This window comes from Mesorhizobium sp. P2_C4, from assembly GCF_056404575.1.
This window is the reverse complement of the sequence record NZ_JBFUDT010000004.1, coordinates 138583-153137: the sequence shown is the minus strand read 5'-3', so window position 1 is coordinate 153137 and position 14555 is coordinate 138583. Positions and strand designations below refer to the sequence as shown.

Annotated in this window: 9 protein-coding genes; 5 read left to right on the top strand and 4 right to left on the bottom strand. The window is 62.7% G+C overall.

The genetic code is table 11. The annotated features are described in order from the left end of the window. Nucleotides 1–4: 4 nt before the first annotated feature. The gene (locus tag AC1DX6_RS17250; RefSeq protein ID WP_477315395.1) at nt 5–1420 is read right to left on the bottom strand and encodes a DUF5939 domain-containing protein; all 1416 of its coding nucleotides are present in this window, start codon (nt 1418–1420) and stop codon (nt 5–7) included. 202 nt (nt 1421–1622) lie between these two features. Between AC1DX6_RS17250 and AC1DX6_RS17245 the strand changes: the two genes are divergently transcribed. The 3 genes from AC1DX6_RS17245 (at nt 1623) to AC1DX6_RS17235 (ending at nt 4577) form a co-directional block, all read left to right on the top strand. Beyond that, on the top strand, nt 1623–2447 hold the full coding sequence (locus tag AC1DX6_RS17245; RefSeq protein ID WP_477315393.1) for a hypothetical protein: 825 nt from the start codon (nt 1623–1625) through the stop codon (nt 2445–2447). 175 nt (nt 2448–2622) lie between these two features. Next, nucleotides 2623–3141 carry a GNAT family N-acetyltransferase gene (locus AC1DX6_RS17240; protein ID WP_477315391.1) on the top strand — a complete coding sequence of 173 codons (519 nt, stop codon included), beginning with the start codon at nt 2623–2625 and terminating at the stop codon, nt 3139–3141. 50 nt (nt 3142–3191) lie between these two features. Then, nucleotides 3192–4577, top strand: coding sequence for a hypothetical protein (locus AC1DX6_RS17235; protein WP_477315389.1), 1386 nt, complete (start codon nt 3192–3194; stop codon nt 4575–4577). A 10-nt stretch (nt 4578–4587) separates the two neighbouring features. On the opposite strand, the gene AC1DX6_RS17230 is transcribed toward AC1DX6_RS17235, so the two are convergent. Continuing rightward, complete coding sequence (locus AC1DX6_RS17230) at nt 4588–6357, bottom strand: adenylate/guanylate cyclase domain-containing protein (RefSeq protein ID WP_477315387.1); 1770 nt, start codon at nt 6355–6357, stop codon at nt 4588–4590. A gap of 215 nt (nt 6358–6572) precedes the next feature. Here AC1DX6_RS17230 and AC1DX6_RS17225 point away from each other — a divergent pair, with 215 nt between their 5' ends. After that, entirely contained in the window at nt 6573–9857 is a 3285-nt protein-coding gene (locus AC1DX6_RS17225; RefSeq protein WP_477315385.1) for an ATP-binding protein, read from the top strand. A 19-nt stretch (nt 9858–9876) separates the two neighbouring features. Next, nucleotides 9877–10557 carry a redoxin domain-containing protein gene (locus tag AC1DX6_RS17220; protein WP_477315383.1) on the top strand — a complete coding sequence of 227 codons (681 nt, stop codon included), beginning with the start codon at nt 9877–9879 and terminating at the stop codon, nt 10555–10557. A 26-nt stretch (nt 10558–10583) separates the two neighbouring features. On the opposite strand, the gene AC1DX6_RS17215 is transcribed toward AC1DX6_RS17220, so the two are convergent. After that, nucleotides 10584–12029: a DUF5939 domain-containing protein gene (locus AC1DX6_RS17215; protein WP_477315381.1), complete on the bottom strand. Its 1446-nt coding sequence runs from the start codon at nt 12027–12029 to the stop codon at nt 10584–10586. Between the two features lie 174 nt (nt 12030–12203). Beyond that, nucleotides 12204–14450, bottom strand: a complete 2247-nt coding sequence (locus AC1DX6_RS17210; protein WP_477316450.1) for an SAM-dependent methyltransferase — start codon at nt 14448–14450, stop codon at nt 12204–12206. Nucleotides 14451–14555: the final 105 nt, after the last annotated feature.

Genomic DNA, 14555 nt, shown 5'->3' with positions numbered 1-14555 from the left:
GTCTTCAGGGGATAGTATAGACTGCTATCTCCCGCTCAATGCCGCGTAGCGAGACCTCGTGAGGCACGGGCGTCAGCGCGTTCCTGTGCAACAGAGCGGCGGTGAGATTGTCGTCGACCACCGCACGAGTGGCGAAGATCGCCTGTGCGGTTGCAAGGTTCTGGACCCGCGAAGCAATGTTGACCGTCTGGCCGAAATAGTCCTGTCGCTCGTTCAAAGACACGGCGATGCAGGGGCCGGCATGGACTCCGATCTTGAGCAGAAGATCCTCGCGCCCGCTTTTGTCGTTGAGCGCACGCATGGCATCGCGCATCCTGAGGGCCGCGGCAATCGCACGGTCAGGCGTCGCAAAGGTCGCCATCACCGCATCACCGATCGTCTTCACCACCGCGCCTGCCTCCGCCGCGACGATCTCATGCAGAACCTCGAAATGCGCACGCACGAGATCGAAGGCCGCAAGGTCGCCCACCCGTTCGTAAAGCGCGGTCGATCCGCGCAGGTCGGTGAACAGGAAGGTCAGGCTGGTGATCTTCAGGCGCTGGTCGATGTCGAGCGTATCCGTGCGATAGAGATCGCGGAACGTCTGGTTGGTGAGCAGGCGCTTGGCGGTGAGGAACGGCCGGCGTTTGCCGAGGAAATCATGCAATGCATGGCCGGCGACGAAGACCGTCGGCAGCACGCGGGTGTCGGTCCTGTTTTCCAGCGAAATGCGTAACGGGCCGGGTTGCATCTCCAGCGTCTGGTTCTGGACATGGTCGCGGTCGAAGACCAAGGAGAGGCTTCGGCGCTCCTTTGTTGGTTCGCCCTTCACGTCGATGAACTGCGCTGAATGGGTGACCGGTTCGAAGATGATGATGAATTCGGACGGAAGCTGGATGAGCAGAACCGCCTTTTCACCAGGCGCAAGCTCGATATCCTCCAGCGAGAACGCTTCGATCGTTTTCGCGAAATCCTCGTCCGGCACATCGACGCCGGACGCCCAGTAGATCTGGCGGAAATATTCCACCGCCGGTAGTTCGTGCGGATTGTGGGCGGCAATCCTGCGTATGCGGGGACTGACGGTGAATGTCACCTCGACCATCTCGTCGAGGGTCGGCGAATAGCCCTCGGAGCACAGCGCGCAGGTGTATTCGTCCTTCTGCAGGGTTTTCAGCGTGGCGTTGGTGTCGAGCACGCCGCCACAGCCGGGGCACAAGACATTCCAGGAAACGTCGAATATTCCCACCCGCGCCGCATGGAGAAAGGCGCTTATGGCGCGTTCCTCGTCGAGGCCATGTTTGCTGGCGAAGGCCAGGGCGTTGATGCGGCAAAGCTCGTGGTCCTCGCCCTCCGCGATCGCTCGCTTGATCGCGTCGATCGCCAGCGGATCGACATTGGTCGATTGCCGAAGAAGCGAGAACAGATCCTGAGCTTCGTTCATTGGGCAGGCTCCGGAAAATGCGCCCCGAGGCGTGTTGACCGGACCGGTCTTGGGTCCGAGCGCCCCATCTTACGTCGAAACGGACCGTACGGCCATTCGAATGGACAAGCCTGGTGACGTTCAATTCCACTCGTCAGATTTTCACCGACCGCAAGCGGCACTATGATAGACCATGGGGCATTCATCTTTGGGGCTTTCTCCCATGCCGACATCCGACAACCCGCCATTTCCCGCGGCCCTGCGCCTTTTCTCGGTGGGGGTCATCATCGTCCTGATCGTCGGCGCCGGCCTGTTTTTCGCGCCTGCGCTGGTCAAGCCGCGCTGGCCTTGGGCCGTCACGCCGTTCAATGCGCGCTTTCTCGGTGGCTTCTATACCGCCGAAATGTCCGTGATGGCGGCACTGCTGGGCTGGAATCGCTGGTCGCCGGGCAGGCTCGTGCTGGTCATGGCCTTCATTTTCACCGTCATCGTGTCGGCGGCTTCGTTCATCAATATCGGCTATTTCAACTTCGAGCGCAAAGCGCCCTGGCTCTGGTTTCTGGTCTATCTTGCCTCGGTCGCGGTATCCGGGCTGTTCCTGTGGCGGGCCGGAGACCGTCCTTCCGCAACAGGCGTGACCTTAAACCCCGCTTGGCGCGGCTACATGCCGGTGGAATCAGCGATCCTTGGGCTCTATGGCGTCGGCCTGTTGCTGTTTCCCCTGACATTCGGCGGCTTCTGGCCATGGCCGATCGACGCCTTCCACGCCCAGGTCTACAGCGCCATCTTCCTCGCCGGTGCGGGCGGCACATATCTCGTCTGGAGAAGCGCGCCGCGCGAGGAACTGCTGGTGCTCGGCCTGGCGCAGTTTCTGGTTGGCCTGCTTGCCGTTCTTGGCCTCGTCATCACCGACGCTGCGGTACACCGGATCAACTGGACGGCGACCGGGACATTGTGCTGGCTCGCCCTTTTTGGCTGGATCGGCATCAGCGGCGTCTTCAAACTCTACGCCGCCTCCCGGTATTTCAGAGCGCAATCGGCATCATAGGTTGCAGAGACGGCTGGATTTTCTGGTGACGTCCGGTGCATCGTGCCGGGCCGATTGCCTCAGAGCATTTCACCGTTTCAAGAAAACGGCGAACTGCTCTATCTCTTTGTTCTGACGCAATTCCGGGCGGAAAACCGCTCACACTTTTCCTGGAATTGCTCTAGCCGGGAACGCCATGACCAGCACACCACCCTTCGAGAAGATCCAGCCGCAGCTCCGCGCCGTCCGGCCAAGCGATGCGGAGGCGCTTTGTACCATCTTCAACATGCCGGGCTTCCGCTGGGGCACGCTCAGGATGCCTTTCGAGATGGTGGAGCAGGTAGAGCGGCGCATCGCCAAGTCCGGCCCCGAAACCACCTGGATCGTTGCCGAGTTGGACGGCAAGGTCGTCGGCCATGGCAGCCTGGTCGTGCAGGGTTCGCCGCGCCGTTCGCATATTGGCGAGATCAATATCGGCCTTGACGATGCCTTTGTCGGCAAGGGTATCGGCTCTGCCATACTTGGCGCGCTGCTTGACGTGGCCGACAACTGGCGCGCCCTGAAGCGGGTCGAATTGACCGTCTATGCCGACAACGAACCGGCGGTCCGCCTCTACACAAGCCACGGCTTCGAGGTCGAAGGCCGGCATGTGAAGGCCGGTTTTACCGACGGGCAGTACCACGACCTCCTGAGCATGGCCCGGCTGCGGTTCTAAGATCCGCTGTCTCCCTTGGCGTTTGCGGCACAAGCGGCTAGACGGGACTCATGACCGGCGTCCTTGACCCAACCTCTGCGCCTCCGGCGGAAGCCCTGGCTGTGCTGTCGCGGCTCTGCCCGGAAGTCGTGCGCGACATCGAGCAGAACTGGAATGCACCGGTTGCCGATTACGCCCGCCATCTGTGGCGGCCGGTGGCAAGGCCTGCATCAGGCCCGGCGGTCGCTGCCCGCTCGATCCTGCGCGACGTCCTGCATCAGCGCCTCGGAGCGATCATGCGGCCTGAGGCGATCGGCAAGGCCCTCGAAGAGTTCGAGCACAGACCGGTGATCCAGTCCGGCCTGCACTGCCTGCTTCTGATGGACCGGATCACCTTCGATGCTCTCCTGCTTGCCTGGCTCGGCGCGGTCGAAAACGGGCTGTCGGCCTTCGTCGGCTTCCTGGGAACGACGATGACCATGGAGACCATTGGCCGGGAGGGGCCGGGCTGGCTCGATGTCGGTGACGACAAGGTCAACCTGTTTGGCATGGGGCGCCACAAACTGTGCCGCAAAAGCGTCTGCGCGGCCGGTCCCGTCTCCCTCAACAAGCGCGCGCTCGAAGCGGTGGGCGATGAAACCGATGCCAACCGCTGGCTGGGCACGCTGCTTGCCAGTCAAGACAAGGTGTTTGGAACCGCCGCCGATGCGCTGACAGCCCTCAACGAGGATCTTGTCGCCGATTGGGATCGTTCCGGCATGGCCGTGCCGGTTTTCATCGATGACCGACTCGCCGCGTCTGCCATGGCGCGGCATCTGGAAGATGACGGCAGCCTTCTTTCCAAGCTGCTCATCGAGCCTGCAAGACGCCAGCGTCTCGAACATGCCTTGCAAGAGGCCGCATCGGGGCCATTCGGCAGATTCCTGCCCAACACCACGGATTACTTCTGGGGCATCCGCGAGCAGCGCGTGCGCAAGCTCGTCCTCGAGAACGGGCACCTGATCGAGCCTGACAGGCCGCATGGTCTTTCCATCCGGTTCGAGCGGCTGCATCTGAGGCAGGCGCTGCTGGACGGCGTGCTGCTGCCGAACTTGTTCCTGACATTCCTCGTGCTTGCAATATTGCCGCGCGTGCGGGTTGTGGGCGGCCTGAGACAGATTGGCTATGTGGCGCTTTTCCACTCGATCCTGCTGGCCGCGCTGGACGAAAACGCCCCGGAAGAGCGCGAACTGGCTGCGGAGCTGCAGGTAAGGGAAAATGCCTGGGGCATGCGGGTCATCGACGAAAATATCCCGGTCCGCGAGCAGCTTGCCGGCCTGCCGGAAGGTGCGCTCTTGCCGGACCTGCTGCGGCAATACCGTTTGCGGACATTTGCCGAGACGACCGACGACCTGAAGCTGGTGCGCGAAAACGCCCGATGGCGCAAGATCGGCAAGGCAGAGATCAAGGCGAGCTGAACCTCACCTGTCATTGCACAATAGCTGCCTTGCGGAGCCCGTCCACCAGGCGTTCGAAATCGGCAGGGTTCTTGTAAGGCAAGATTTTGCGACGGTATTCCAGCGAATAGTCGGGATTGACGCGCAGCACCTCCTGCCATGCCGCGCGGGCCTCGGCGAAACGGCCCAGATGGCCGTAGCAGGCGGCCAGAAGCGCGCGCGAGACGTCGGTGGTAGCGTTGCGAGCCAGCCGTTGCAGCAACAGGTCAACGGCCTCTTCGTACCTTCCTAGTTGAAACAACGCCAAAGCCTGGAAGTGCAGAAGCACGTCGGGAAAGTATGGGTTTAAGGTCTTTCCCCGGGCGAAACTCTCAAGGGCCTCCTCGGGCCTGCCTGAATAGTACAGCGTTTCGCCGCGGCAGACGTGCGCTTCGGCGAAGTTCGGATTGAGGACCAGTGCGCGCTCGACCTCGTCGATGGCCCCATCGTGCCGTCGTGTGTACAGCCTGGCTATCGCCAGCGCCCAGTGCGCCCAAGGATCGTTGTCATCCAGCGTTACCGCTCGCGTGGCGGCCTCTTCCGCCTGCGCCATCGATTCCGGCGGCGACGCACCCCATCTGTTCAGGTAATCGAGACCGTGCGTGAGGGCGAGGAAAGCGTGGGCTGAGGCCAACTTCGGGTCCAGCTCGATGGCACGTTGCAAGAGGTCGCGGGCCGCGTCGTTCGTCTCCTTCGTCAGCCGGTGCCAAAGCTCCCGGCCGCGCAGGAAACAGTCATACGCCTCCGTGTTGCGCGGGTGCTCGGGCGCCAGCCGCTGACGCTCACCCTCAGTCAGATTGAGTGCCAGCGCACCGACGATCTGCTGCGTCACGTCGTCCTGCACGGCGAATATGTCGGTCAGGTCGCGATCGAACCGCTCCGCCCAAAGATGGCCGCCCGAGGTTGCATCGATGAGCTGCGCGGTAATGCGCACCCTGTTCCCCGACTTGCGTACGCTGCCCTCCAGAACATGCCGCACGCCGAGTTTCGTGCCTACCTCTTGCACATGGACGTTCTGGCCCTTGAAGGTGAACGACGAATTGCGCGCGATGACGAAGAGCTGCGACAGCTTGGACAGCGCCGTGATGATGTCTTCGGAGATGCCGTCGGCGAAGTAGTCCTGTTCGGCGTCACCGCTCATGTTGGCGAATGGCAGGACGGCGATCGATAGCTTCGGCGGCGCTGCTGTCGCCGGCCGGCTCGCGGTTTCCGAGGTCGCGGCCGCCCTGGTCCCGGCGCTGCCGACTTGCAGCGAATAGACCCTGATCGGCTCGGCGATGTTCTTGAGCTGCGTGCTGCCGAGATCGCTGACCGAGAGGTCGAGCCTCGCCTTGACCTGGCGATACGCATCCTCGGACAGGCAGATGGCGCCGGGCGCCGCGACTCCCTCCAAACGCGAGGCGATGTTGACGCCGTCGCCCATCAGGTCGCCGTCACTTTCCTCGACCACATCCCCCAGATGGATGCCGATCCTGAACTCGATACGGCGCTCCTGCGGCACGCCGGCATTGCGCTCAACCATGCCGTTCTGAACCTCAACGGCGCAGCGCACGGCATCCACGACGCTGCGGAACTCAACCAGCGCCCCATCCCCGGTGCGCTTGATCACCCGCCCGTTGTGCACGGCGATGATCGGATCGATCAGGTCGCTGCGCAGGGCCCGCAACCTCGCCAAAGTACGGTCTTCGTCAGCGCTCGCGAGCCGGCTGTATCCGACCACATCTGCAGCCAGGATTGCGGCTAGCTTGCGATTCTCGCTCATGGGTCCGTCTCCTCATCTCCACGATAGCAGGAAGACGGAGGGTAAGAGGGAATTTTCGTAAACGACGGCCACGCAGCCGCCCGAACGACAGGACCCGCACGGCTCGATCGATGCCCATTTGGGCTGCCGCTTGCTGGTCGACGCCTAACGGTTCATCCTTGTGAATACCCTGGCCGTGACGTGGTTAGCGAACGGCCCCTAGTGAGGTCTTGTCGATGGACTGCTCGGGCTGCGGTTTCGAGGTTGAGAGCGGCTTCGCCTTCTGTCCGAGGTGTGGCAGGCGCCAGCCGGTGGCATGCGCCAGTTGCGGCTACCTCTGCGCACCTGATTTCGAGTTCTGTCCGAAATGTGGGACAAGCGTCGGTGCGTCCGCAAAGGCCGTCGAACGGCCTGCTCCGACACCGAGCCGGACCATTGTGCCGCCTTCTCGAACTCCGTCGCCGCTTCCGAACATCGAAAGCGAAGATGGGTTGCATCCGGTCTCTGACGCCGACCGCCGGACGGTAACGGTCCTGTTCGCCGACCTTTGCGGCTTCACGACACTCAGCGAGCAGCTCGACCCCGAGGTCATGCAAGCGCTGCAGAACCAACTGTTCAAGGAATTGACGGCGGCCGTGCGAAACTTCGGTGGTTTCGTCGACAAATTCATCGGCGATGCACTGCTCGCTTTGTTCGGTGCGCCAGTCGCGCATGAGGACGATCCGGAACGTGCGCTTCGCGCCGCTCTCGACATGATCGCCCGGACGGCGCGGCTCGGCGAAAGCGCCTCCCACTCCGGCTCGCCTCTGTTACTGCACATCGGCATAAACACTGGTCCGGTCGTCACTGGCGGATTGGGCATCGGCACCGCCAAATCCTATTCGGTGACCGGTGACACAGTGAATACGGCGCAACGCCTGCAATCGCTGGCCGCACCGGGTGAGGTGTTGGTCGGCGAGCTCACCCACAGGCTGACCCGGCATGCCTTCTCTTACGAGTCGCTGGGTGATGTCGTGCTTCGCGGCAAGGCTGGCAGTGTGCTCGTCCATCGACTGGATGCACCGCTTGAGGCGCCACGTGCAGCGCGTGGGCTCGAGGCGCTCGGCCTCAGCGCGCCGATAATAGGTCGTGGTGCGGAGCTCCATAGAATGCTGGCGAGCCTCGACCAGGCTTGCGGCGGCTCGGCCCAACTTGTCCGCCTCGTCGGAGAAGCCGGTATCGGGAAATCGCGGCTGGTGAAGGAGTTCGTCGCCCGCGTCGGCGACGAGGATCGTTTTCGCAATGTCGCCGTGCGGCAGGCCACGTGCTCACCCCTGGGCGAACAATCATTTGGCGCCTTGGGCGCAGTGGTGCGCAGCGCTGCCGGGATGATGCAAAACGACAGTGGGGACGAAATGCGGGCAAAGCTCGCGGCCTTGCTTGCCGATCTCGGCCTGCAGGGCGAGGAGGCGAAGCGGCTGATGCCTTTGCTCTACCATGTGCTTGGCCTGGGCGACCCCGATGCCACTTTGCAACATGTCGAACCTGAGCAGTTGCGGCGGCAAATTCTCTACGCAGTCCGCACGATCATCGAACGGCGGCTTGCGTTATCGCCGCTGTTGATTGTCGTCGAAGATCTGCACTGGGCCGACGCCGTGTCGCTCGAGGCACTGCGTTTCGTGATGGACAGGTTGGAACGCACGCGGTTGATGTTGCTGGTCACGCATCGTCCGGCGCCGGACAACGACCAGCTCGATTCAAGTCGGGTCAGTCACACGGCGCTCCGGCTTTCGCCGCTCAACAGTGACGACGGGCGCAGCCTGCTGGCCGCGCTTTTCGGCGAGAGCTGGGTAAACTCCGCAGGAAGGCTTCCTGACCAGATACTCGAGCGCGCGGGCGGCAACCCGCTTTTTGTAGAGGAGATCGTTCGCGGCCTTATCGATCGCGGTGTACTGGTGCGCGAGGACCAGCGATGGCGGACCGTGGCAGGCGAAGTCGCAACCGGCATTCCCGCCACTATCCAGGCAATGTTGCTTGCTCGCGTCGACCGGCTGCCCCAAGAGGTGCGCCGGTTGGCCCAGGAAGCCGCGGTGATCGGCCCGCGCTTCGATGCCACACTTCTAAAAACCGTGACAACCGACCCTGGCCGGCTAGAAGCCGGCTGCGAACTGCTTTGCGATGCGGAAATCATCGAGGAAGTTGCAGGATCAGGCTCGGTCTCGTCGCAAAGCTACCGCTTTACGCAAACATTGCTGCAGGACGTGATCTACCAAAATCTGCTCCTGCAACGCCGGACCGACATCCACGGGCGGGTCGGTGCTGCCTTGGAGCAACTGTGCGGCGACAAGCCGGAACGGCTCGAGGATTTGACCGTGCTCGGTCATCATTTCGCACTGAGCGCCGAGCGCGAGAAGGGTGCGCATTACCTGCAGGCGGCGGGCGATCGCGCGCGCATGATATACGCCAACGATGACGCCCTTCGTTTCTACGAGCGAGCACTGACTGCGTTGGACGCGATCGGGCAAACACCGCTCAAACTGGCAATTGCAGAGCGCATTGCCGATTTGAGCGGCCCGGCAGGCCGCCGCGAGATCGCGCACCACCACTACGAGACGGTGCTGCAGGCGTACCGCGCGTCAGCCGATCGTGTCGCTGCGGCACGCGTTTTGCGTAAGATCGGTCGGCTGCTCTGGGACGTGGGCAAGCGGGACGACGCAGAATCCCGCTATGTTGAAGCGGCAGCGCTCCTCGATGGAGCGGATGCCCCGATCGAGCAGGCGCATCTGTGGCAAGAGCGTGGCCGACAGGCGTTCCGCAGCGGAGATCACGCACTCGCGGCAAAATGGGCGGACGCGGCGCTGGATTGCCTGCGCACTCTGACAACTGTCTCAGAGGATGCCACTCTTGTGACCTCCGAGGCACTTAATACCAAGGCTGTTGCGCTGGCTCGCCTTGGCCGAAACCATGAAGCCGTGCGGGAGGTTGAGCACAGCATTGAACTGGCCGAAGCCGCCGGTCTACCGGGCGCGGCCTGCCGCGGCTACACCAATCTCGGCGTGCTTTACACGACCATCGATCCGGCGCAGGCGATGGAGGTCTGCCGGCGCGGTCTTGAAGTGGCGCGCCGTATTGGTGATCTGGGCTTCCAGGCGCGCCTTCTCGTCAATCTGGCGGTCGCTTGTTGTACTTTCACGGATCGCTGTCCAACGGAGGGCGTGCCTGCCGCCGAGAAGGCCATCGAGATCGACCGCGCGCTCGACCAGCGCGAGCACCTGGCGGTGCCGTTGATCGTGCTTGGGCAGATCCACCAGTGCAACGGCCGCCCGGACCTGGCGGTCAGCTTGTTCCAAGAAGCACTGGACGTAGCCCGCGAAACGGGCGAACCCCAACTGCTGTTTCCGTGCTATGATGGTCTTGCAACGCTCAATCTCGACCTGGACAATCTGGCCGAGGCCGAACGCTACTTTTCCCTGGCGCAGGGTATATGCGCCCAGCACGGGCTCGACCCGGAAGGGCTTGTGGTGCTGCCGTTTCTTGACTAGCCGGGGTTGGAGGTTGGAAATGTCCGCGCGTAGTGACTTGTTGCCGCTTCAACCGGGCGACCGGGCACCGAACGTGGTTCTCGACGCCATTACCCAGGAAGGCAAGATCGCGCTTGACGACTTTCGTGGACAAAAGCCGGTGCTGATCGGCCTGTTTCGAGGTCTGCATTGTGCGTTTTGCCGGCGCCATATCGCCGCCCAGGCGCGGCTTGATCCGGAGCTGCGCGAAAGGGGCGTGGGGAGCCTGACGGTGGTCAACACGCCGATCGAACGGGCGCGTCTCTATTTCCGCTACCACCCGATGCCGAACCTGCTTGCGGCCTCCGACCCGGAACGCGCTTCACATCGTGCTTTTGGGCTGCCCAATCTCGAATTCACCGAGAACGAGACGAACTGGCCGTACAAGGTCGCGATGGCCGCGGCAATGGATATGCGGGTCGACATACCTGGCGAGTTGCCCGGTCCCATGGATCCTATGACGGCCGGCGCAATCCTCGACAAGAGGGACCATTACGAACTGACCGAAGCCGACCAGCAGATGATCGCAACCGGACACGGACAATTGGTCGGTCAGTTCCTGCTGGACCGGCAGGGGATCGTCCGCTGGAGCTTCACGGAGGTTCCGGAGGGTGGGCGATACATGTTTGGGGCGCCAAACCCGCAGGAGCTGATGTCAGCCGTGTCCCAGGTCGCCCAATAGACTTGTGAACGAGGCAAACAGGCGGTCTATCCTCGCATGATGCGATAGACAGTTGCATCGCCCTCTACACCTCGAAGAGGCGCATCAAACGCGACGACGCTTCGGCCCGCAAGCAGCTCACTCACGCCGGGCGCGCAATAGAGCGCCTCGGAGATACAGACCTGTCCGGCTTCCGCCAGTGACTGCACGCGCGCGGCGACATTCACGGTCTGACCGAAATAGTCGAGGTTGTCGTTGAGTGTGACGGCAATCGATGGACCGCAGTGAGCACCCATCTTCAAAATAATCCCCGGCCTGACATGATCGCCGTTGAAGCGATCGATCTCTTCAAAAATGTGCAGGGCGGCCGAGATTGCGTCCGATGGCCGCGAGAATACTGCCATCACCGCATCTCCGATCGTCTTCACGACAGCACCGGAATGCTGGTGGACCGCCGCATTGAGAAGAGCGAAATGCTCGCGGACCAGGGCATAGGCGTTGAGATCGCCAAGGCGTTCATACATGGCGGTGGAACCCTTGAGGTCCGTGAACAAGAAGGTGATCTGCCGGATGCCGAGCCCCTCCTTCTCGTCGACACGTTCGGAACGGAAGAGGTGGCGGAAGGTTTGCCGCGCAAGCAGCGCCCCGCCGGAAACGTATGGGTCGAAATCAAGCGTAGGTTTGGTGGTCAGCGCGACAAGCTCGGGCGGCCAGTTTATGAGAAGCAAGGCGCCACGACCGGGTCCGGTGTTCGCAACCTCAATGACAACCGGACCGGGCGGCACTGCCGGCAACGACGGCAAGAAGCGCTTGCCGTCATAGTTGATCTTAAGAAGTGTCGGCGCCAACACCGGATCGCCCGAGATGGGTACAGCGAATGCCGCCTGTGTCTGCACGTTGACGCCCGACAGGGCGCCGGGACCGAGGTCAGCGTGCAGCATTGTTGTGGTGCCCGGCGGCAGGAACGTCATGCCGCGCACGAAGCCTCGCAGAACGTCGAGAAAGCGAACGTCCTGCCCCGGCAGCCGCCCGTCATGTCCGAAGTGGAGCTTCCAGTGAAAATCCTCGACAGAGAGCGTTTGGGGTTCGTGAAACGAAAGGCGCCGCAGATGGGGCGACACGGAGAAGGAAACCTCGATGAAGTCGTCGAGGTCGGTATCGCCCGATACGTCGCACAGGCCACAGACATAATGCGTCTGCAGCGTGCGCAGGGCGCCGAAACTGTCAAGCACCATCCCGGACTGGGGACAGAGCACGTCCCAGCTCATGTCGAACAGGCCGCAGCGGGCCGCATAAAGGAAGAGGTCGATTGCTTCAGGCTCGGCGATTGCGCGATCGCGGGCGAAGGCCAGCGGATTGACACGATAGAGCGCCTGGTCGTCGCCGCTCCTGATGAGCGTTTCGAATTTTGAGATAACGCGCGGGCTCCATGCTCGCGCTTGCTCGATCTCGGTCATCTTGCCTTCGAGAAGCCGATCGTCGACCACCATCACGCCGAAATCCCCAGTTTCCCTAGCGGCAGCCTACTAGAAATCCTGCCCGATGCGAATGGATGGAATCCTCCGTGTGTCTCAGGACTTAGGGCGGCGCGCACGGGGCTGTGCTCTTAGGCTGCGGCGCGTCTCGTCGATTGTATCTTGCGCATTGTGAGCGGGGCACTGACGCGTTCAGCGTTCATCGAGCACGGCCTTGACAGTCGCAACAAAGTCATCGAGCGAGCGGTCGCCTCGAATCTCGATGCGCGGAAGGTCAATGGGATCGCTATCGAGGTCCGCCGGCCCGTGTTTGCGACCGAAGCCCACTCGATAGCCGCACTCCCTGGCCAGCCGGCCGAGCCGTGGGTCGGTGACGGAAAAGGGTGCCGCGAACGCGGTGGTTGGCCGACCGGTCCACCGTTCGATGAACATGCGAGAGCGCAGGAGTTCGCCGGCCAGGTCAGCGCTCGACAGACCATCGATCGCGCGGTGCGTCGCCATATGGCTGCCGAAGAACACGCCTTCGGTGGCGAGGCGTCGGACTGTCCCGGCGGTCATAAGCTGCGCCGGCGGACCGTTGTAGGCGTCCCATCGTGCAGTTTCACCCATCAGGTCCGTCACCAAGAACACTTCCGCGGACAGGTCGTTGGCGCGCAAGATCGGCCAGGCATGGTCGGCAAAGTTCTGGAACCCGTCATCGAAAGTGATGAGCACCGGACGGCCCGCGAAAGGCTGACGGTTGGCGATAAACCCTTCCAGCTGCTCGGAGCTGACAGCGTGAAAGCCATTGGCGCGCAGCCATGCCATCTGGCTGGCGAATGCGGCGGGCGTCAGCCGAAAACGGGCGAGCGCGGCCGGACCTTCATCGGCGACGCCGTGATACATGAGAACAGGGATACGCTGGCGCCGCTCGCTGCGCGCGACGTCGCGGCGCAAGGCCCGCGCCCCTCCCCAGACGATATTTCGCGCCACCCCGATTTCGATAGGCGCGCGGATTGGCACATGATCGATCACAGGTTCCGTCGCCACTTCGTCCGGTGACAGGCGGCGGAAGCGGTCTATGCGGTAGAGCTCGGTCTGGATCGATTGCTCGAGCACGAGGCCTTCGGTCGCTGCCAGCGTCTCGGAGATCGCTTGGGCACCGAATGTGTTCCAGTCGAAGCCCGTCTTTTCGACATTGTCACGCAGCACGAAGGCGTGCGCGCTGATGAAACTGCCGCCAGGCGCCAACGCCGCAGCGAATTTCTTGGCGATGCGCCGCAACTCGGCGAGATCGTCCAGATAGTAGAGCACCTCCGAACAGAAGATCAGATCCATCTCACCCGGCAGCGAGTCGGCAGCGAAATCCAGTACGCCGAACTCAATGTTCGGCTGATCGCTGCATCGTGCACGGGCCCGCTCGATGGCTATGGCGGAGATGTCGGTTGCGGTCAGATGGCCCACGCGCGGCGCCAGCTGGCGCGTGAAATGGCCCTCCGCGCAGGCCAGCTCAAGCGCCTGCGCGATGGGACCGGCCGGCAGAATTTCGAGCTGCCGCTGGTATTTTTCCTGCTCATAGAGCGAACTGTAGTTCCAGGGATCCTCGGTCGCGAAATAGCTGTTCCAGAACGCCGTGCGATCATTCCTGTCCGCGGTCCGTGCCCGGCGCGGCGCCGAGGGAGGCTGTGCAGGTTCGGCGCTCGAGCGAACCAGCTCCCGTGCTTGTGCGGCCAATTGCGCGAGTTTGCCGAAATGGCTGTCCGGATCGGACCGGCCTTCCGCCTCCGTCGACAATGCCTCGGCTGCAAGGCCAAGCCGCCCAGCGGGCACGACATTCTGGATCAATTCAATCCAATGATCCCTTGTCGCCGTCCCGAGCACGCCAAACTGCACGACGGCTTCGATCTGGCCATCGATCATCAGATGGGCGTAGATCTGATCGATACCCTCAGGCAGTTCGGTCGAGGCCGGATTCCGAGCGTCGACGCGAATTCCAAGCGTCCGCGCCAGCCTGCGCGGTGCGGCAAGATCGTCGGCCTCGAGAAGCATTTGCTCCAACTGATACTGGATGCGGCGAGCCGCGCCGGGATTGTCCCAGACCTTGCCGAGTTCGATGATCAACTCGGTAACGGCCCCGCCGAACCTGTCCCACCTGGCAGCCAATTGCGCTGGCGCCGACAGGCTTCCTGCCACAAGGCCATCGAAGATCACCTTGGCGGCCTCACCCACCCACTTGCGTCCTGCCGGCAGCGCGCGCAGGGACTGCGGGTCGATCGAACGCGAGCCTGAGCCGCAATCAGACGCGGCGTTTCGCAATGCGATCCACGCGAGGCCTTCGGAAGCGGCACCGCCGTTCGCCTCGATTGCATTGTCCTGGACCATCGAGCTTTCGTTTCTTCGGCAGGAGTTGGCTGGGTCTGGACCGGGGTCGGAATGCCCTCCCCGGCGGCCAATAAGCACCGCCAAGTGCCCGGTACAACGGTCCAGCTCGAAACGATGACGTCTTGCACCACAAGATCGGCTTGTTCAAGGTAGGAGCGACGACGGACATAGATGTCATTACCC

Excerpts from the sequence above, each read along its gene's own strand:
- AC1DX6_RS17250 (WP_477315395.1), bottom strand. The coding sequence starts at position 1,420 with ATGAACGAAGCTCAGGATCTGTTCTCGCTTCTTCGGCAATCGACCAAT.
- AC1DX6_RS17245 (WP_477315393.1), top strand. The coding sequence starts at position 1,623 with ATGCCGACATCCGACAACCCGCCATTTCCCGCGGCCCTGCGCCTTTTC.
- AC1DX6_RS17240 (WP_477315391.1), top strand. The coding sequence starts at position 2,623 with ATGACCAGCACACCACCCTTCGAGAAGATCCAGCCGCAGCTCCGCGCC.
- AC1DX6_RS17235 (WP_477315389.1), top strand. The coding sequence starts at position 3,192 with ATGACCGGCGTCCTTGACCCAACCTCTGCGCCTCCGGCGGAAGCCCTG.
- AC1DX6_RS17230 (WP_477315387.1), bottom strand. The coding sequence starts at position 6,357 with ATGAGCGAGAATCGCAAGCTAGCCGCAATCCTGGCTGCAGATGTGGTC.
- AC1DX6_RS17225 (WP_477315385.1), top strand. The coding sequence starts at position 6,573 with ATGGACTGCTCGGGCTGCGGTTTCGAGGTTGAGAGCGGCTTCGCCTTC.
- AC1DX6_RS17220 (WP_477315383.1), top strand. The coding sequence starts at position 9,877 with ATGTCCGCGCGTAGTGACTTGTTGCCGCTTCAACCGGGCGACCGGGCA.